We start from the raw sequence: 18,158 nt of genomic DNA, 5'->3' as shown, positions 1-18,158 counted from the left end.
TCGAGCAGAGACGCGCCGCACATTGAACGCTGTCGGCAACTCCCCGGCCGGCAGCCCGGGCGGATTGCGATCAGCTGCGCGGCCCTGGTGTGATGCTGTACCGTCTCCAGGCTTGCATCCAGTGCGATGCGTTGCGCGTCACGTGCGCATCGTCACTCCGCCGACGGCGGTGTGATGCTGTGCTATTGCGCGCGCGCCGATCCGGCCGCCGACGTTGCGTCGTAGCGGGCGAACGACGCGCTGCCGGTGCACAGTGCTCCCATCGTTTCCGGAATTGCCAGATGACTGCTGTCCCCGCCCACGACGACCACGCGCTGCAGGACTTCATCGAGCGCCATCAGCGCCTGTTCGTGCTCACCGGTGCCGGTTGCAGCACCGATTCGGGCATTCCCGATTATCGGGATCTGCAAGGCGGCTGGAAGCGTCCGCAGCCGGTGACGTTTCAGGCCTTTATGGGCGAGCTGTCCACGCGGCAGCGCTATTGGGCGCGCAGCCTGGTCGGTTGGCCGCGGTTCGGCCTGGCGCAACCCAACGCCACCCATCACGCGCTCGCTGCGCTGGAAGCGCGCGGCCAGTTGGAAGTGCTGCTCACCCAGAACGTGGATCGCCTGCATCAGGCCGCCGGCAGCCAGGCGGTGATCGATCTGCATGGGCGGCTGGATGTGGTGCGCTGCATGGGCTGCGAACGCCGCATGCCACGTACCGAATTTCAACTGTTGCTCGAGCAGGCCAATCCGGGCTGGGCAGCGCGTGAGGCCGCGCAAGCGCCCGATGGCGATGCCGATCTGGACGATGTGGCCTTCGAGCATTTCGTGGTGCCGCCGTGCCCGGTGTGCGGTGGCGTGCTCAAGCCGGACGTGGTGTTTTTCGGCGAGAACGTGCCGCGCGAGCGGGTGGAGCGCGCATTCGCGCACCTGCAGGCGGCCGATGCGGTGCTGGTGGTGGGGTCGTCGCTGATGGTGTATTCCGGCTTCCGGTTCGTGCAGACCGCCGCGCGCAATGGCTTGCCGATTGCCGCGCTCAACGTCGGGCACACGCGTGCGGACGAACTGCTGACGTTGAAGGTGGAGCAGTCGTGCGCGCAGGCGCTGGCGTTCCTGCACGGGTCGACGGACCTGCTGCGTGCACGTCGCGTCAATGACGCCAGTGCGCGTTCTGCATGACGCAGCGATCCATCGCAGCGGTTGTGCCGGCGCGCGCAGCGCAGTGCAATAGGCACCCATGTCAGCTGTGGATGCCGCTTTGAGCCAGTTGTTCTCTCCCATCACCTTCGGTCCGCTCGCGCTCGCCAACCGGATTGTCATTGCGCCGATGTGCCAGTACTCGGCACAGGACGGCTGCGCCACCGATTGGCATCGCATCCACCTGGGCACGTTGTCGCAATCCGGCGCCGGATTGCTGATTCTCGAAGCGGCTGCGGTGGTGCCGGAAGGGCGCATCAGTTACGCCGATCTTGGTTTGTACGACGATGCGACCGAGCAGGCCCTGGCCGAGGTACTGCAATCGGTACGACGCTGGTCGCCGATGCCGATTGGCATCCAGCTGGCGCATGCCGGCCGCAAGGCGTCGACCGATCTGCCGTGGAAAGGCAGCGAGGCCATCGCACCCGATCATGCGCATGGCTGGCAGACCGTGTCCGCATCGGCGATGCCGTTTCGCGCAGGGCAGCCGGCGCCACAGGCGCTGGATCAGGCGGGGATCGATGCTGTGGTTGACGCCTTCGTCGCATCGGCACAACGTGCCGAGCGCCTGGGCCTGGAGTTGATCGAATTGCATGCCGCGCATGGCTATTTGATGCATCAATTCCTGTCGCCCTTGAGCAACCAGCGCAGCGATGCGTATGGCGGGTCGCTGGAAAATCGCATGCGGTTGACGCTGCGCATCTTCGATGCGGTGCGTGCGGCAGTCTCCGAAAAAATCGCCATTGGCGTGCGCATCTCGGCCACCGACTGGGTCGAAGGCGGGTGGGATGTGCAGCAGAGCATCGCCTTGTCGCAGGCGCTGGATGCACGCGGTGCGCACTACATCCATGTCTCCAGCGGCGGGCTCGATCCACGCCAGCAGATTCCGCTGCAGGCGGGCTATCAGATTCCGTTCGCGCAGGAGATTCGCGCGCAGGTGAGCAGGCCGGTGATCGGCGTAGGCTTGATCACCGAGCCAGCGCAGGCCGAAGCGATTGTGCAGGAAGGCCAGGCCGATGCGATCGCGCTGGCGCGTGGCATCCTGTACGACCCACGCTGGCCGTGGCATGCCGCCGCGGCACTGGGCGCGTCGGTCACGCCGGCACCGCAATACCTGCGCTGCGAACCGCGCGACGCGCGCGGCGTGTTCGCCAACTGATCCGTACCCCCGACGTCATACCGAACAAGGACAACGCATGCCGATAGGATTTCTGGGCTTGGGCACGATGGGCCTGCCGATGGCGCACAACCTGCTGCGTGGCGGGTTCGAACTGAGCGTTTGGAACCGTTCGCCCGAACGCGCCCAGCCGCTACGCGACGCTGGCGCCACGGTGGTGGAGCAACCGTGCGGCGCGGCGCACGGCCCGTTGTTGTTTTCGATGCTGGCCGACGACGACGCAGTGCGCCAGACCCTGTTGGAGCGCGGCGTGCTGGACGCGCTGCCGGCGGGCAGCGTGCACGTCAACATGGCCACCATTTCGGTGGCGCTGGCGCATGCGTTGACCGCGCTGCATGCCGAGCGCGGTGTGGCCTATGTGGCCGCGCCGGTGCTTGGGCGCGTGGATGTGGCCGAGGCCGGCAAGCTCAATATTCTGGCCGGCGGCGATGACGTCGCAGTGGCACGCGTGCAGCCGATGTTCGATGCATTGGGGCAAAAGACCTGGCATATCGGTCGCGCACCGGAGCAGGCCAATGCGGCGAAGCTGGCCGCCAACGTCTGCCTGGCCAGCGCCATCGGTGCCATGGCCGAAGCCAGCGCACTGGCACGTGGTCACGGCGTGGATACCACGCAGTTTCTGGGCATGCTGACCAGCACCTTGTTCGCAGCGCCCGCCTACCAGGGCTATGGCCGCCTGATCATGCAACGCGCGTACTTGCCGGCAGGCTTCACTGCCACGCTCGGTCGCAAGGATGTGGACCTGGCCATCCAGGCCGGCGCCGACAAACAGGTACCGATGCCGTTGGGCGAAGTGTTGCGCGCCGGCCTGGACGAGGCCATCGCGCATGGCGACGGCCATGCAGACTGGGCGGTACTGGCGGAAGTCTCGGCGCGGCGGGCAGGGCAGGTGGCCTGATCACCGCACAGCGGATTTACAGCGGCTAACACAACGTAGCCAGCAGTCGTCAGGTCCGTGTGGACGGCGCGGAGAAATCGCAATGTACGAGCGGGACATGTCGCACCGAGCACCGTCCGCGCCCATCTGACAGCTGCTCGCTACGTTGTGTTGGTCGCCCTCAGCCCTGCGCAAGGCACTTCGCTTCAAAGCACGGCGGCCCACCGCTTGCTCACCTGAACATGCAGCAGACTTTCTAAAATGCCGGTTCACGACAGCCGCCGCTCCAGGGAGGATGCGATGCGACACCTGCATATCACGCTCGGTCCGACCGCACGCACCGCGCGCACTGGCTTGCGCCGGTGGTTCACGATGACCGACGCTCCGGCCATCGCCCAAGGTCCGGTAGGCCCGGACCATCCCGAGCACCCGGACCATTCTCTGTTCGCACAGATCCGCGAAGCGGTGAGCGTGCTGGATGCCGAGTTGGGCAAGCCCTTCGACGAGGCGAGCGAGCGCATGGCTGCGCGTGAGCTGCCGCTGGCCACGCAGCATGGCGTCGATCAGGTGGATCATGTGGTGCTCAGCCGCCAGCTGGGTGAAGTCGGCGAGCATGTGTTTTTGGTGCGTGGCGAGCTGTCCGACCCTGCGCATCTGCGTGCGCACATCACCACGCAGGAAGCCATGGAGACATCGGTGGATGCGTCGCTTGCGCAGCTGGATGAGATCAACCGGCGGCTGATGCTGCGTTTGCCGCCGCGCTGCGTAGGTGTACGGAATCGCGCATGCGGTTGCGCTGCGTGATCGACTACGGCACCACGTCTGAGCGAAGAGTACCTCGTGCAGCACGGAAGTCAGGCGGCAACGAAACTCAGGTCGAACGCTGTCGCGTTGCATACCAGGCGTTGGTGTCCGTTCGCGCCAAAAAGTTACCGATGCAAGCACTGCGTCGGTGATGTCACGCATTGGCTATCATTGCGCCGATGCGCTCCGACTACATCCTCACCCTGTCATGTCCCGACCGCACCGGTATCGTCTATCGCGTGACCGGGCTGCTGTTCGATCTGGCCTGCAACATTCTCGACGCACAGCAATTTGGCGACGACGAAAGCGGCCGGTTCTTTCTGCGCGTGCATTTCCACAAGCCGGCAAAGACCGACATTGCCGCCCTCCAACAGCGCTTCGCGGCGCTGGCCGATGAATTCCAGATGGACTGGCAACTGCACGACGCCCGTCGTCGCGCGCGCCTGCTGGTGTTGGTGAGCAAGCAGGGGCATTGCCTCAACGATCTGCTGTTCCGCATGCACAGCCGCCAGCTGCCGGTGGAGATTGCCGCGGTGGTCTCCAACCACACCGACTTCGCCGCGTTGGCGGCGTCGTACGGCATCGCCTTCCACCATCTACCGGTGAGCGCCGCCACGCGCGCCGCACAGGAAGCGCAGTTGCTCACGTTGGTCGACGAGCTGCAGACCGATCTGGTGGTGCTGGCGCGTTACATGCAGATCCTGTCGCCGCACGTGTGCCGTGCACTGGCCGGGCGCGCGATCAATATTCATCACAGCTTCCTGCCCAGTTTCAAGGGCGCGCAGCCGTATCACCAGGCGCACGCACGCGGGGTCAAGATCATTGGCGCCACCGCGCATTACGTCACCGAAGATCTGGACGAAGGCCCGATCATCGAGCAAGACGTCGCCCGTGTGGACCACGCCATGACCCCGCGCGACCTGGTCCGCGTGGGCAGCGACACCGAATCGCAGGTGCTGGCGCGTGCGGTGCGCTGCCACGTCGAACATCGCATCGTGCTCAACGGACATCGCACGGTGGTGTTTCGTTGAGGCGGGGATTGGGCATTCGGGGTCCGGGATTGGTACAAGCGGCTTGACCGACTACCGTTGCAGTCGTGGGGCTGCGGCTCATACGAATCTCCAATCCCGAATCCCGAATGACGGCTCAACGCGATACCCCGCGCCAGACACCGAGCGGACCCAGTCCTCGCCGTCGGCGAGCTTGCGGCGCAGGTTCTTGACGTGGCTGTCGACAGTGCGGTCGGTGACGCTGCGGTGGTCGGCGGAGAGCCGGCCCATCCGGTGCTCGCGCGAGCACACACGCCCCGGGGCGGCGGCGAGGGTGCGCAGCAGGCGGAACGCAACCTGGGTCAGGTCCAGGGCGCGGCCGTCCACGCTGGCGCGACAGGCGTCCTCGTCGATATGCAGGCCCGGTGCCGGTGCGCCGTAGGGATCGTGGCGATGGCGGGGCAACACCGCCTGGACGCGCGCCGCCACTTCGCGCGGGCTGAATGGCTTGCAGATGTAATCGTCGGCGCCGATCTCCACACCCCGCAGGCGGTCGATCTCTTCCACACGCGCGGTGACCATGATGACCGGCACCGCGCTTTCCTTGCGCAGGTCGCGGCAGATTTCCAGACCGTCGCGGTTGGGCAGCATCAGGTCCAGCAGCACCAGATCCGGCTTCTTCGCGCGGAACGCGCCCAGCGCCTGCGCGCCATCGGCGATCCAGTCGTGCGAATGGCCGCCCGCGTGCAGGTACGCGCCCACCACCGCGGCCAGGCGCGGTTCGTCCTCGACGATCAGCACGTGCCCGATCGGGGGCAGGCTGCTCATGCCGTCAGCGCCGGCAGGCGCAGCACCATGCGTCAACCGCCCAGTGCGCAGGCCTGCGCGTTGATCGCACCGCCATGCGCCTCGGCGATGTTGCGGCAGATCGCCAGGCCCAGACCGCTGCCGCCGCTGGCGCGATTGCGCGAGGCCTCGGTGCGGTGGAAGCGTTCCAACAGGCGCGCGTGCTTGTCCGCCTCCACGCCTGGCGCGCTGTCTTCGACCACCCATTCCAGCAGCGCGCCGCGGCGGACGCAGCGCAGCTGTTCGGTGCCGCCGGCGTCGGTGTAGCGCAGCGTGTTTTCCAGCAGGTTGCCGAGCAGCTGCTGCAGGCGGCGTTCATCGCCATCCACCTGCAGCGGGCCGGCCTCGATCTGCGCCTGCACCTGCAGCTGCGCGCTGACAAAGCGCGCACGCATGCCGTCCAGCATGGTGCGCAGGATCACCGCCAGATCGACCGGTGTGCGCCGACGTCGGTCAGCGACACGTCGTACAGGTCTTCGATCAGTTGGCCGACCTGCTGGTGCAGCGACCCCAGTGAGTTAGGTGTCATCGGCCCGACGCTGTCCTGCAGCGCTTCCAGTTCGGCGCGCAGCACCGCCAGCGGTGTGCGCAGCGCGTGCGAGATGTCTGCCATAAACGCGCCCAGTGCGCGTTCGTTGTGCTCCAGCGTTGGCACACGGACAGGTTTGCTGTCAGGCCTGATCCGCGTGCACGGAACTCATGCGATCTTGCGACGAAGCACGCGAGCGATACTGCGCCATCCACGCCACAGACTGGCCGATACCGCCGAACGGAAAGACGTGCAGGCGGATATCTCCATGCGCGTCCGTCAGGCGGCTGGCGAGGCGATCAACAAAGCGATCCGGCCCTGCGTTGCCGAATAACTTGCCAATCGAGATGCCATAGTTCGATAGCACCGACGCGCAGGCGCCGACACCGCAGCTTGCCGCATAGCGTGCGAGTACGGCGACACTGGCAGGCCCAGGCACGCCCACACGCACCGGATGGGGGATGCCACGCGCGCGCAGCGCTTCCACCCATGTCACCACCATGTCCGCGTCGAACCCGAACTGCGTCACGATCAGGGGCGCCATACCGCGCTCTTGGATGCGGCGGCACTTGCGTTCCAGGACGTCCCATTGCTCTGCCGTGCGCATGATCGGATGTCCCTCCGGGTGGCCCGCTACGCCGATGGTACGAATGCCTGAGCGTTCAAACACGCCCGTCTCGATCAGCGACAAGCTGTCGGCAAACGGTCCCTTCGGAGTGGACGGATCTCCTGCGATCACGAAGCAGCGTGTGACGCCAGCCTCATCGACCAGGCGCGCGACGAATGCCTGCAGTTCCTCAGGCGCGCCGATACGACGCGCGGAAAGATGTGGCATGGGTTCGAAGCCGAGGCTGCGCACCAGTTGTGCTGCGGCCAGCCGCGCAGCGTCGTGTTGGCCTGGCAGGTAGGGAATGAACATGCTGGAGCCAGGCAGGAGCCGCGGCGCCGCTTTGGTCAGCGCACCGATGTCCTTGACGCTGACCTCCAGCGAATAAGCATCGGTGATGGCACGAGTGTGGCTGGGCATGTCGATGGAAATCACGGGTCTTGCGGTCTTTTCATGATGATGGGGTGGCATCGGCGCGGCGCGATGATCAAACGGGAAGGGAAGCTGAAATCCAGCTATGGTCGCCGCTAGCTGACGGAAGGCTTAGAGCAGCTGACAAAACGACTGTGCTCACCGCCAGGCGGCCGCGGCCGATGCTCGGAATCGGCATGTACCACGCGGACACTGCGGTTCTGAGCACGCCGTCCGCGCCCACCTGACGACTGCTCGCTACGTTTTGTTAGCCGCTCTCAGTCGTCCTGCGCGTCATTGCCATAGAACTGCACGCCGAGTTGAATGCGCTTGCGACCGCTGTCCACACGGTGGCGATTGGTATCGCGCAGGGAGTACACGCAGCCGCAGTATTCCTGCTGATAGAAGTTTTCGCGCTTGCTGATCTCGATCATGCGCGAGGCACCACCGCCCTTGCGCCAGTTGTACTCCCAGTAGATCAGGCCGGGATACTTGGCCGCTGCGCGGACACCGCAGTCGTTGATTTGCTGCATGTTTTTCCAGCGCGAGATGCCCAGCGAACTGGTGATCACCGGAAAGCCATGTTCGTGGGCATACAGCGCGGTACGTTCAAAGCGCATGTCGAAGCACATCGTGCAACGCACGCCGCGCTCAGGTTCGTTCTCCATCCCGCGCGCCCGCTCGAACCAGTTGTCCCGATCGTAGTCGGCATCGATGAAGGGCACGCCGAACTGTTCGGCAAAACGCACGTTTTCGTCCTTGCGCAACTCGTATTCCTTGCGCGGATGAATGTTGGGGTTGTAGAAAAAGATGGTGTAGTCGATGCCGGAGGCGAGCATGGCCTCCATGACCTCGCCAGAGCACGGCGCGCAGCACGAGTGCAGCAATACCTTGGTATGGCCGTCAGGCAGTGGAAGTGGCGTGCGCTCGGTAGTGGCGTTCATCAGTTGGGTCCTTGTGTGTAGGCGCTGGCACTGGCTGGCGCGCGCGCCAGTTCGATAAAGGCGCGCAGGTAATCGATCGCGATGTCCGTCGCGCGTGCGCCCAGATAGATCTGCTTGGGGATGCCGCGCGCGCCCAGCCGCACCGGCGCCACGTCCATCCGGGCGGCATATTCCTCCACCAGCCAGCGCGGCATGGCCGCCACACCGCGGCCACTGGCGACCATCTGCATCATGATATCGGTGGTTTCGATGGCCTTGTGGCGCCGCGGCGTGACGCCGGCCGGCAACAGGAACTGGCTGTAGATATCCAGACGTTCGAGATCCACCGGATAGCTGATGAGCACCTCGCGGGTCAGCTGCTGCGGCTTGACGTAGGTCGCCGATGCCAGCGCGTGGCTCTTGGCCACGACCAGCACCTGCTCGTAGTCGAACACCGGCTCGAATGTGAGCCCTGGCTTGAACAGCGGGTCGGGCGTGACCAGCAGATCGATCTCGTAGCCGAACAGCGCGCCAATGCCACCGAACTGAAATTTCTGCTTCACATCCACATCCACGTCCGGCCACGTGGCCAGGTACGGCGCCACCAACTTGAGCAGCCACTGGTAGCAGGGATGACACTCCATCCCGATGCGCAGCGCACCGCGCTCGCCCTGCGCAAACTGCCCCAGCCGCTCTTCGGCCAGATCCAGTTGCGGCAGCACCCGGCTCGCCACTGCCAGCAAATACTGGCCGGCCTGGGTCAGGCGCAGGCTGCGTCCCTCGCGCAACCAGATGTCGGTGCCCAGCTGCTGTTCCAGCTTTTTCATGCTGTGGCTCAGCGCCGACTGGGTCAGATTCAGCACGCCTGCGGCGGCGGTCAGCGAGCCTTGTTGCTCGACCTGCTGGACGATGGTGAGGTGGATACGCTCAAGCACTCAAATGATCCGAATTCATGGATTGTTGAAATAACACCATTTTACTTCATCGAATGTGGGCCCTAGCATCAGGACACATTGTTCAGGCGCTGCCGTGACGACCGGACTCGGACCCAGACATGACCGATCGATTCGGGCCTAAACGTTACCAGCGTACTGCACGACTTCCCAACTGCTCAGGTTGATCCGCATGACTGTCAAAGTGCCACACCCACTTCGCGTCGTTGCAGTCTCCGGCGGGATGCAACGCCCTTCCAAGTCTGTCGCCCTGGCAGAGCATCTGCTGGCGTTGATCGCCGAGCAGCTGCCGTGCGAACGCCATTTGGTCGAAATTGGGGCCTTGGCACCGCAGTTCGCTGGCGCGCCCTGGCGCTCACACCTGCCCGGCTCCGTGGAGCAGGCGCTTGCCCTGGTGGAGCAGGCCGACGTGCTGGTGGTGGCGACACCGGTCTACCGCGGTTCCTTCACCGGGCTGTTCAAGCATTTCTTCGATTTCATCGATCAGGATGCCTTGGTCGACACGCCCGTGCTGCTCGCCGCAACCGGTGGCAGCGACCGCCATGCCTTGATGATCGATCACCAGCTTCGGCCGCTTTTCAGTTTTTTCCAGGCACGCACCTTGCCGCTGGGCGTCTACGCGACCGACCGGGACTTCCTGGACTACCGCGTGCACAGCCAGGCGCTGGCCGAGCGGGCCAGTCTGGCAGTGCAGCGGGCATTGCCGCTGATCGAACTGACGCGGCATGCACGTTCCATCACCGCACAGAACGTGGCCGCAGCCTGAGGGCCAGCTCGCGGTGGCCAGGCCGGCAGATCCGTCGGCGAGCGGGCACCGATCCAACTGCCCGGTCTGCATGCCGCCGGCATTACCACCTGCGCAGCGACAGACGCGCATTCCCATCCTAGACACCAGGCATCAGCTCGCAATGACTCAAGACTTGAACTTCACCATCAAGAGCCTGCGCTTCGATGAGGATTACCGCCCCTCGGCCACGACGCGCAACACGACGAACTTCGCCAACCTGGCCAGGGGCCAGCGGCGTCAGGACAATTTGCGTAACACGCTAGCGATGATCAACAACCGCTTCAACGATCTGGCGCATTGGGATAACGCCAAGCGCGACCGTTATGCGCTGGAGCTGGACATCATCTCGGTCGAAATGAACATCGGTGAGCGCGCGCCGGACGATGCCTTTCCGTTGATCGAGATATTGAAGCCCACCATCGTCGATCAACACACCGGTGCGCGCATCGAGGGCATTGCCGGCAATAACTTTTCTTCCTATGTGCGCGACTACGATTTCAGCGTGCTGCTGCCAGCGCACAACCAAGACGCGTCGGGCTTCAACATCCCGGATGATTTTGGCGACCTGCACGGCAAGCTGTTCAAGCATTTCGTGCACTCGGCCGCCTACACCGCGCGCTTCCAGAAGCCGCCGGTCATCTGCATCAGCGTCTCCACCAGCCGGACCTACCACCGCACCGGAAACCGGCATCCCATCCTGGGCATCGAATACCGGCAGGACGCGTTTTCGTTGACCGATCAGTATTTCGAAAAGATGGGCCTGCAAGTGCGCTATTTCATGCCGCCCAACAGCGTTGCGCCCTTGGCGTTTTACTTCTTCGGCGACCTGCTCGGCGACTACACCAATCTGGAGCTGATCGGCACCATCGCCACGATGGAGACGTTCCAGAAGATTTACCGGCCAGAAATCTACAACGCCAATTCCGCAGCAGGGGCGATCTATCAGCCGAGCCTGAAGCATCAGGATTATTCGTCCACCCAGATCGTCTACGACCGCGAAGAGCGCAGCCAGCTCGCGGTGACGCAGGGCAAATTCACCGAAGAGCATTTCATCCGGCCCTACGGCAACCTTCTTGCGCAGTGGGCGTCCAGCCACGCTTCCTAATCAACCAGAACGCAAGACATCCCCATCATGACAAAGCTGCTCCCCACCTCCACCGCCGGTAGCCTGCCCAAGCCGTCCTGGCTTGCCCAGCCCGAAACGCTCTGGTCGCCCTGGAAATTGCAGGACACCGAATTGAGCGAAGGCAAACAGGACGCGTTGCTGCTGGCGCTGCAGGAACAGCAGCACGCCGGCATCGACATCGTGAGCGACGGCGAACAGACCCGCCAACATTTCGTCACCACCTTCATCGAGCACCTCAGCGGCGTCGATTTCGACAAGCGCGAGACGGTCAGGATTCGCGATCGTTACGACGCCAGCGTGCCGACGGTGGTTGGCGCGGTGAGCCGCCCGCGGTCCGTCTTCGTGGACGATGCCAAATTTCTGCGTCAGCAAACCCGTCAGCCGATCAAGTGGGCACTGCCGGGCCCGATGACGATGATCGACACGCTCTACGATGCGCACTACAAAAGCCGCGAAAAACTGGCATGGGAATTTGCCAAGATCCTGAATCAGGAAGCCAGGGAACTGGAAGCCGCCGGCGTGGACATCATCCAGTTCGACGAGCCCGCCTTCAATGTCTTCTTCGACGAGGTCAACGACTGGGGGGTCGCCACCCTGGAGCGCGCAGTGGAAGGACTCACCTGCGAGACCGCCGTCCACATCTGCTATGGCTACGGCATCAAGGCCAATACCGACTGGAAGCAGACCCTGGGATCGGAGTGGCGCCAGTACGAAGAGTCGTTTCCCAAGCTGCAGACGTCCTCGCTCGACATCATCTCGCTGGAATGCCACAACTCGCACGTACCGATCGATTTGATCGAACTGGTACGCGGCAAGAAGGTGATGGTCGGCGCTATCGACGTGGCAAGCACCACAATCGAAACGCCGCAGGAAGTGGCAGAGACACTGCGGAAAGCACTGCGCTTCGTCGATGCCGACAAGCTTTATCCCGCCACCAACTGCGGCATGGCACCGCTTGCCCGGCATGTCGCGCGCGGCAAGCTCCATGCGCTCAGTGCAGGTGCGCAGATCGTGCGTGGAGAGCTGTCGGCTTAGAGCAGCTGACGCAGCGTTGCGCGAAACGCTGCACGGGCGGGGCACAGGCACGGAATCGGTATGTGCCGTTTGCGCACGTTGTTCCAGCTGATCGTCAGCGGCTGTGCGCAGCCCTTGCGCGAAGTGCTATCGCGCCATCGCCATGCATGGCGCACCGCTGCAGGCCAACGCCTCCCGGCGCACCGCGCATGACACGCGCAACGACCTTAGCCAATGCGCTGCCGGCTCCGGCCTGCCTGCAACGCAGTCAGCAACGGCACCAACACCGAGGTGACGATCACCGCACTGGCCACCAGCGCAGTGGCCGCCGGCGCGGCCGGTGCGAACTGCGGCGCCATGCCGGCAATCAACGCTGGGGTAGCCACTGCGGCACCCGCGGTGCTCGAGGCGGCGACTCCGGCGGTGCCGTCGCCGCCGCCGAGCCAGCGGTCGGCCAGCAGCAAGGGCAGCCCGGTGATCACGATGACCGCCACGCCCAGCAGCACTCCGCTCGCGCCGGTGTGAACAATTGTCGACAGATCCAAGGTGTTGCCCAGCGCGAAGCCGAAGAAAGGCACCAGCGTCTGGGTCGCCTGCGCGAAGAACTGGCGCAATTGCGCATCGAGATTGCCGAGCGCAAAGCCGAGCAACAGCGGCAGCACTGCGCCGACGAACAGCTGTGGTTCGAACGTGGCCAGGCCGCTGGCGCCCAGGATCAGCATGGAGATCAGCGGGCCGGATTCCAGCGACATCAGCACCACGGCACCCGCATCTTCACTGCTGCCGTATTGCTGCATCAACGCTGCATAGAGTCCGCCGTTGGTCATGTCCATCGCCGCGACCAGCGCCAGGACCGACAGACCGGTCAACGGCCCGCTCGGGATACCGCCGATGGGGAGCAGCGGCGCGCACACGACGGCGACCAGCCAGGCCACCGCGATCTTGGTCAGCACCAGGCTGCCGGAACGGCGCAGCACGCGGCCGGATGCGCGCAGCTGGATGGTTGCCCCCATGCAGAAGAACCACACCGCCAGGATCGGGACGGTGCCGCTGATCAAGCCGTTGCTGAAAGATCCCAATGTGCTGCCGGCCTGTGGCCAGAGCGTGTGGCACAGCGCTCCGAGGAGCAGGGGGACCAACATCATCCCGCCAGGAAGTCGCTCTACCGTGGCCTTGATACGCATGCGCGATCCAGTGAGCGCGTAACGCCGCGCGGGGCGGGCAGCATTGCGCAGGCGCCAGCGCGCATGCAGATCCCGGCGCGAACGCATGCGGCCGCATGCGAAAGCGCCAGTGATGGCAGCAGCCATCACCGGCGTTTACTCACGTTGCTCAGTCATTGACCTGCAACTGCAACCGCAGCAAATCGCCTTCCACCACCGGATACGGGGCGGTGCTGACGTCGGTGCGCTTCATCTTCGAAGAGGCGAACACCAGTTCCAGCGCATCCATCGGCTGCCATTCGACGCCGGCTTCCACTTCGTCCAGACGCATGCGCGGGGCATTGGTGTCGAACGTGGAACCGCCGCGGTAGCTCTGCCATTTCACGTACGGCAACAAGGTGCCGTAGGTGACGTCGTGCTTGAACATGGCCTGCACATAGCCGCCGCTCAGCGAACGGGTGCGGATGCGGCGCTGGGCCACATCCAGTTCCGGGCCACGGCCCACCGTCCATTCAGCCTGCAGGCCGAACGGCTGCGGGTAGTAGATGATGTGCGCGGCCACGCGCTGGTCGGTGTAGCCAGTGGGGGCGGTGATGGCCGGAGTGAAACTGAGGCCGCCGATGTTCACTGCCGCCGCCGTCGGCACGAAGCGGCCGGCGTAGGCGTCGGCACCCACTTCCAGATACTGGCCGTTGGCGAACTTGAACGGGTAGGTGGCGTGCACCACCGCGTGCATGCTGTCGTTACGCTCGGCGCGGTTGGCGCCCTGGCCATTGTACACACCGGCACCGATCACGCCGTAATCGCCCGAACCCTTCGATCCCGCTTGACCAGGTCCTGGAACCGGCCCTTGGCCACGGTGGGGCTGTAAAGAACACTGCACCGATATCGCGTTCGTCGCGCAGGCCGGAGTTGAGTGCGTCGGCGCGATCCAGCGAGAGGCGGTTTTGGCTGGATTGCAGGTTTTCCCAGCCGTACGGCATTTTCGACTGGCCCACACGCACGCGGTATTCGCGCTTCTTGTTGAAGAAGATATCGGCGTAGGCATCGCGCAGCTGCGCGAAGTTGGAGGTGGTCGAACCGGTCGGCGTGCTCGCGAAATCCGGCTGGAAATACAGCGACACGTGCTCGTTGAGATCGCCGCTGAGCACCAGACGCGCACGCCGGATACCCAGGCTCTGGTCGTCGCCGATAAAGCGGTCGCCGGGTGCGCGCAGATCTTGTGCATCACCGCCGATGCCCTGCTTGTAGCGAATCTGGGTGTAGCCGCGCAGGCAGAGTTTGTCGTACCACTTCTTGGCAGTGTCGCCGGACTTGGCCGGCGCTGGCGCTGCGACCGGGGTAGCAGCAGCCGGCGTGGCCTGAGCGATGGCGGTGTCGGCGGGCGTGGCGGCGCCTGGCGCAGGCGGCAGCGGTCGTGCAGGCGCGGCCGGCATCGCCGATGCCGGCAGCTTGCCGTTTTCGTCCACCTGCACGAAGGTGCCCAGCTTGTCGCGGCCCGGCGCCGGCTCGGCGAAGATCTGCTTGGTCTTGCGGTCGACGTATAGTTCCAGCTCGGCGGCGAGCGTGCTGCCGCTGGCGCTGAGTGCGCACAGCGTAGTGGCGAGATTGCGTTTTTTCATTGGTCCGGCTCGTGCAGGGGAAACGCGTCGGCGGCTACGTCGATCCGGTGCTGTCAGAGAGCGGCTGCACGGCGTGCAAGCGCCTGCCAGGGCGCCGGTCGTCCGGACGTAGCAGCCATGGCAGCAGTTATATTTCGATTTGAAGTCAGTTCGGTGACGTCGGCGGACGTCCCTGTCGCGGCGATGGCAGTTATGCGACCAGTGTGAGGCGAGCCCAGCTGCGCGCCGCGCGGCGGAGGTGGTCCAGTCGAACTGCATGCGGGGACGCGTGGTCGTGGCATGGCGCAGATCGCGCACCGCCATTCGCGCTTTCGACATTGCGCATCGCCGATGGCTGCGCGGCATTACGCGCAGGATTCGCCAGGGTGTGTGGATGCGGCGGTGTGGGCCTGCGCCACCATCGTGTTTCGGCAAGCCCGCGCGTAGTGACAGCGCAGCTGCACGTTCACGTTGCCATATGCGGCGCCGGGAGTGCGTCGCACAGTGTCCAGGCTGCCCGAGCGTCCAGCGCTATCAGCAAACCAGTGCTTCATCGGCTCGATCACAGCGCCACGCGCAGGCCAACCGAGCTGTGCGCGTTCGTCGATTGGCTGCTATCAAGGCGCCACCGCCGATCGCCTCGCCCGATGCACTTGGCACAGCGTGCTGACGATGATCGCGACACACGCAGCCACGCCGGCCGACTGATCATCGCTGTCGGTCGCAGGCGGTGGCGCACGATCAAGTTCGCCGTGATCGCAAACGGTCACGGCAAACCTTCTCAACGACGAGCGAAGCACTGCGTGCCAAACGGCGCGCCAGCGCAGTGGTACCGGCCGCGACTCAGCCCGCTGCGAGCGCTGCAGCCACTGCATCACGCAGCGGGGTGGTGGAGCGACCACTCAGCCGGCTCAGCGTGTGGCTGTCATCGAACAGGTCGCCGCCGCGCGAGGCCGCCGAGCACTGCGCCAACACCTGTGCGAAGCCAGCCGGCAGGCCGATCTGCACCAGCGCTGCCGCGTAATCGGCTTCCGGCAGATCCTGATAGGCCACCGGCTTGCCCGACTGCTGCGCCACTTCGGCGGCGTACTCGGCCATCGTGAAAGCGGTATCGCCAGCCAGCTCGTAGACCTGGCCGGCCTGCGGGGCATCGGCGGCCAGCACTGCTGCAGCGGCCGCGGCATAGTCGGCGCGCGTGGCGGCGCTGATCCTGCCTTCGCCGGAACTGCCGATCACCGCGCCGTGGGCGACTTCGGCGGCGATCGAGCCGGTGTAGTTCTCGGTGTACCAGCCATTGCGCAGCAACGCGTGCGGCACGCCGCTGTCGCGCAGCAGCGCCTCGGTGGCCACATGCTCGGCGGCCAGCGACAGCGTACTGGTATCGGCATGCAGGATGCTCGTATACGCCAGCAGCTCCACCCCGGCGCGCTTGGCCGCCTCGATCACGTTGCGGTGTTGCGGCACGCGCTGGCCCACCGCATTGGACGACACCAGCAACACCCGGCCCACGCCAGCGAAGGCCGTGTGCAGGCTGTGCGGGATAGCGTAGTCCGCCTGACGCACCGCGATGTCGCGTTTTGCGAACTCAACCAGTGACGCGGTGTCCCGAGCCGTTGCTACGATGCGGCCCGCAGGCACATGCCCGAGCAGCGCTTCGACAACCAGCGCACCCAACTGACCGCTGGCGCCGGTGACAAGAATCAAAGGTGAAGCAGATGTCATGACGCGTTCCTTTAGGTTCTTATAAGAGATTTGATCTACTATCTAGACCTCTGTGTCCGCCAGCATGATGTCAGCGCCGCTCGGACCTCCGCAAGGAGGCAATTTTGCTCCCCCTGGTTACCGTGAGATACCCCTGTGAATGCGATTGCCCTGTTCCCGCCGCCGTCGTCCCTGGAAGGTCCCTTCGATGCCACCAAGTGCCCCGTGCGCGATGTGCTCGACCAAATCGGTGACAAGTGGACCCTGCTGATCCTGCTGACGCTGATCCCCGGCCCGTCCCGTTTCAGCGCCATCCAGCGCGCGGTACCGGACATCTCCAAGCGCATGCTCACCCAGACCCTGCGCAACCTTGAGCGCAACGGCATGATCACCCGCAAGGTCTACGCCACCAAACCGCCGAGCGTGGAATATGCGCTCTCCAAGCTGGGCATCGCGCTGCTCGGTCCGGTCTCGCAGCTACTCAACTGGGCGGGTGAACACCACGCCGACATCCGCGCCGCCCGCGAACGCTTCGATCGCGCGCAGCAGACGGTGGTCACGCTGGATCGTGATGAAGCGATGGCATAGCAGGCATCCTGCAATGTGAGTCGATGCGTTGCCGTGATCGAGCGGCGCTTGGCTGCGCATCGGCTTGACGCCTTGCAGGCAGAAACCCGATGACTGATCGCTTCAGAGCCATTGCCGCTGTGTCGCCAAGGCAGTAAAAGCCCGGCTTGGGCGTTTCGACGACCTGCCGATGAATCAACCTGCTCGCGACATCCTGCAGGCACGTCTCCCCACCCGCTCATAGCCAGCGTCCAACACGCGCGCAGAATTCCGCATAGACGCCAGGAAACCGGACACTCAACTGCCGTTCCTCCGGCCTGATCTGAAAGCGCGTCACGTAAAGCACAAACAGCGCGACTGCCAGGAGTGCCGCTGCGTGGTGCAAATACAACGTCCAGCCCAGCAGGATGAAGGCGTGACCGAGATACATTGGATTTCGGCTGTAACGATAGACGCCGCCAGTAATCAGTTGGGTTGCCAGCGCCGGCCTCAGTGGATTGACAGTCGTACCCGCGCGCTTGAACGCAAGCTTGGGAACGCCATTGAGCGCGACGCCGACACACCCCAGTACAACCGCCACAGGTGTGCGCAGTGGTAGCGAAAATGAAACCGCTGGTACCAGACGCGTGATGGCAAACGCAGCAAGGCCTAGCAACACCATCACGACTGGCGGTGGGATCTTTGTTTCAAGCCAATGCATCGTTGCGGTCGATGATATGTTTCCTCAACGCGTCTGCTCTGAGCTGCCGGATGCATCGGAGATGACGTTGGGTCAGTCTACGGATCTGATCTCGACACCGACTTGAGGTGCCGATTGCGCATGGAAATCCAGATCCACGCCACTCCGGCGCCGAGAAGATTGCCCACCAATCCACCGACCACCCATCGGTCGTCGAGGACGT

At 64.5% G+C, this 18,158-nt stretch carries 16 protein-coding genes, 3 other RNA genes and 2 pseudogenes; 11 read left to right on the top strand and 10 right to left on the bottom strand.

Annotated features, from left to right (window positions below):
* Positions 1-281 precede the first annotated feature (281 nt).
* The 3 genes from WJW29_RS02110 to WJW29_RS02100 are packed head-to-tail and all read left to right on the top strand — an operon-like array spanning position 282 to position 3,256.
* Positions 282-1,163 (top strand): NAD-dependent protein deacetylase, encoded by an 882-nt coding sequence (locus WJW29_RS02110; protein ID WP_011260648.1) that lies wholly within the window; start codon positions 282-284, stop codon positions 1,161-1,163.
* A 58-nt stretch (positions 1,164-1,221) separates the two neighbouring features.
* Complete coding sequence (locus WJW29_RS02105; protein ID WP_011260647.1) at positions 1,222-2,340, top strand: NADH:flavin oxidoreductase/NADH oxidase; 1,119 nt, start codon at positions 1,222-1,224, stop codon at positions 2,338-2,340.
* A 37-nt stretch (positions 2,341-2,377) separates the two neighbouring features.
* Positions 2,378-3,256 carry an NAD(P)-dependent oxidoreductase gene (locus WJW29_RS02100; protein WP_011260646.1) on the top strand — a complete coding sequence of 293 codons (879 nt, stop codon included), beginning with the start codon at positions 2,378-2,380 and terminating at the stop codon, positions 3,254-3,256.
* Positions 3,257-3,279: 23 nt separating this feature from the next.
* Here WJW29_RS02100 and WJW29_RS02095 read toward each other — a convergent pair.
* Positions 3,280-3,355, bottom strand: a non-coding RNA gene (locus tag WJW29_RS02095) — sX9 sRNA.
* Here WJW29_RS02095 and WJW29_RS02090 point away from each other — a divergent pair.
* The 3 genes from WJW29_RS02090 (at position 3,339) to purU (ending at position 5,070) form a co-directional block, all read left to right on the top strand.
* Positions 3,339-3,412, top strand: a non-coding RNA gene (locus WJW29_RS02090) — sX9 sRNA. The two genes, WJW29_RS02095 and WJW29_RS02090, sit on opposite strands and share 17 nt — an antisense overlap.
* Positions 3,413-3,607: 195 nt before the next feature.
* Positions 3,608-4,039 (top strand): XVIPCD domain-containing protein, encoded by a 432-nt coding sequence (locus WJW29_RS02085; protein WP_042465793.1) that lies wholly within the window; start codon positions 3,608-3,610, stop codon positions 4,037-4,039.
* Positions 4,040-4,218: 179 nt separating this feature from the next.
* The gene (gene purU / locus WJW29_RS02080; protein ID WP_011409678.1) at positions 4,219-5,070 is read left to right on the top strand and encodes a formyltetrahydrofolate deformylase; all 852 of its coding nucleotides are present in this window, start codon (positions 4,219-4,221) and stop codon (positions 5,068-5,070) included.
* Between the two features lie 78 nt (positions 5,071-5,148).
* On the opposite strand, the gene WJW29_RS02075 is transcribed toward purU, so the two are convergent.
* The 3 genes and pseudogenes from WJW29_RS02075 to WJW29_RS02065 all read right to left on the bottom strand — a co-directional run bounded on the left by WJW29_RS02075 (position 5,149) and on the right by WJW29_RS02065 (position 7,430).
* Positions 5,149-5,856: a response regulator gene (locus tag WJW29_RS02075; RefSeq protein ID WP_011409677.1), complete on the bottom strand. Its 708-nt coding sequence runs from the start codon at positions 5,854-5,856 to the stop codon at positions 5,149-5,151.
* Between the two features lie 32 nt (positions 5,857-5,888).
* A pseudogene (locus tag WJW29_RS02070) lies at positions 5,889-6,520 on the bottom strand (ATP-binding protein); the annotation flags it as partial.
* Between the two features lie 25 nt (positions 6,521-6,545).
* Entirely contained in the window at positions 6,546-7,430 is an 885-nt protein-coding gene (locus WJW29_RS02065; RefSeq protein ID WP_011409675.1) for a methylenetetrahydrofolate reductase, read from the bottom strand.
* A 188-nt stretch (positions 7,431-7,618) separates the two neighbouring features.
* Between WJW29_RS02065 and WJW29_RS02060 the strand changes: the two genes are divergently transcribed.
* Positions 7,619-7,695, top strand: a non-coding RNA gene (locus tag WJW29_RS02060) — sX9 sRNA.
* Between the two features lie 4 nt (positions 7,696-7,699).
* Here WJW29_RS02060 and WJW29_RS02055 read toward each other — a convergent pair.
* Together WJW29_RS02055 and WJW29_RS02050 are read right to left on the bottom strand one after the other, a co-directional pair.
* The gene (locus WJW29_RS02055) at positions 7,700-8,365 is read right to left on the bottom strand and encodes an epoxyqueuosine reductase QueH (RefSeq protein ID WP_011260641.1); all 666 of its coding nucleotides are present in this window, start codon (positions 8,363-8,365) and stop codon (positions 7,700-7,702) included.
* Positions 8,365-9,279, bottom strand: a complete 915-nt coding sequence (locus WJW29_RS02050; protein WP_011409674.1) for a LysR family transcriptional regulator — start codon at positions 9,277-9,279, stop codon at positions 8,365-8,367. Before WJW29_RS02050 ends, WJW29_RS02055 begins: the two co-directional genes overlap by 1 nt.
* A gap of 190 nt (positions 9,280-9,469) precedes the next feature.
* On the opposite strand from WJW29_RS02050, the gene msuE reads away from it, so the two are divergent.
* From msuE to WJW29_RS02035, 3 genes are all read left to right on the top strand, one after another.
* Positions 9,470-10,063, top strand: a complete 594-nt coding sequence (gene msuE, locus WJW29_RS02045) for an FMN reductase (protein WP_011409673.1) — start codon at positions 9,470-9,472, stop codon at positions 10,061-10,063.
* Positions 10,064-10,205: 142 nt separating this feature from the next.
* Positions 10,206-11,189, top strand: a complete 984-nt coding sequence (locus tag WJW29_RS02040; protein ID WP_011409672.1) for a DUF1852 domain-containing protein — start codon at positions 10,206-10,208, stop codon at positions 11,187-11,189.
* A gap of 27 nt (positions 11,190-11,216) precedes the next feature.
* Entirely contained in the window at positions 11,217-12,245 is a 1,029-nt protein-coding gene (locus WJW29_RS02035) for a methionine synthase (protein WP_011260637.1), read from the top strand.
* A 206-nt stretch (positions 12,246-12,451) separates the two neighbouring features.
* Here the strand turns inward: WJW29_RS02035 and kdgT are convergent, their stop codons facing one another.
* The 3 genes and pseudogenes from kdgT to WJW29_RS02020 all read right to left on the bottom strand — a co-directional run bounded on the left by kdgT (position 12,452) and on the right by WJW29_RS02020 (position 16,710).
* Complete coding sequence (gene kdgT, locus WJW29_RS02030; protein WP_011260636.1) at positions 12,452-13,408, bottom strand: 2-keto-3-deoxygluconate transporter; 957 nt, start codon at positions 13,406-13,408, stop codon at positions 12,452-12,454.
* Between the two features lie 148 nt (positions 13,409-13,556).
* Positions 13,557-15,009, bottom strand: a pseudogene (locus WJW29_RS02025) (OprO/OprP family phosphate-selective porin).
* 822 nt (positions 15,010-15,831) lie between these two features.
* Positions 15,832-16,710, bottom strand: a complete 879-nt coding sequence (locus WJW29_RS02020; protein WP_011409669.1) for an SDR family oxidoreductase — start codon at positions 16,708-16,710, stop codon at positions 15,832-15,834.
* Between the two features lie 135 nt (positions 16,711-16,845).
* On the opposite strand from WJW29_RS02020, the gene WJW29_RS02015 reads away from it, so the two are divergent.
* Positions 16,846-17,277, top strand: coding sequence for a helix-turn-helix domain-containing protein (locus WJW29_RS02015; RefSeq protein WP_011260634.1), 432 nt, complete (start codon positions 16,846-16,848; stop codon positions 17,275-17,277).
* A 217-nt stretch (positions 17,278-17,494) separates the two neighbouring features.
* Here WJW29_RS02015 and WJW29_RS02010 read toward each other — a convergent pair whose 3' ends face one another.
* The gene (locus tag WJW29_RS02010; protein WP_011409668.1) at positions 17,495-17,956 is read right to left on the bottom strand and encodes an isoprenylcysteine carboxylmethyltransferase family protein; all 462 of its coding nucleotides are present in this window, start codon (positions 17,954-17,956) and stop codon (positions 17,495-17,497) included.
* Positions 17,957-18,158 lie beyond the last annotated feature (202 nt).

It is taken from the genome of Xanthomonas sp. JL1 (assembly GCF_038405005.1).
The sequence above is the reverse complement of the archived record's forward strand: the minus strand, read 5'-3'. Positions and strand labels throughout refer to the sequence as shown.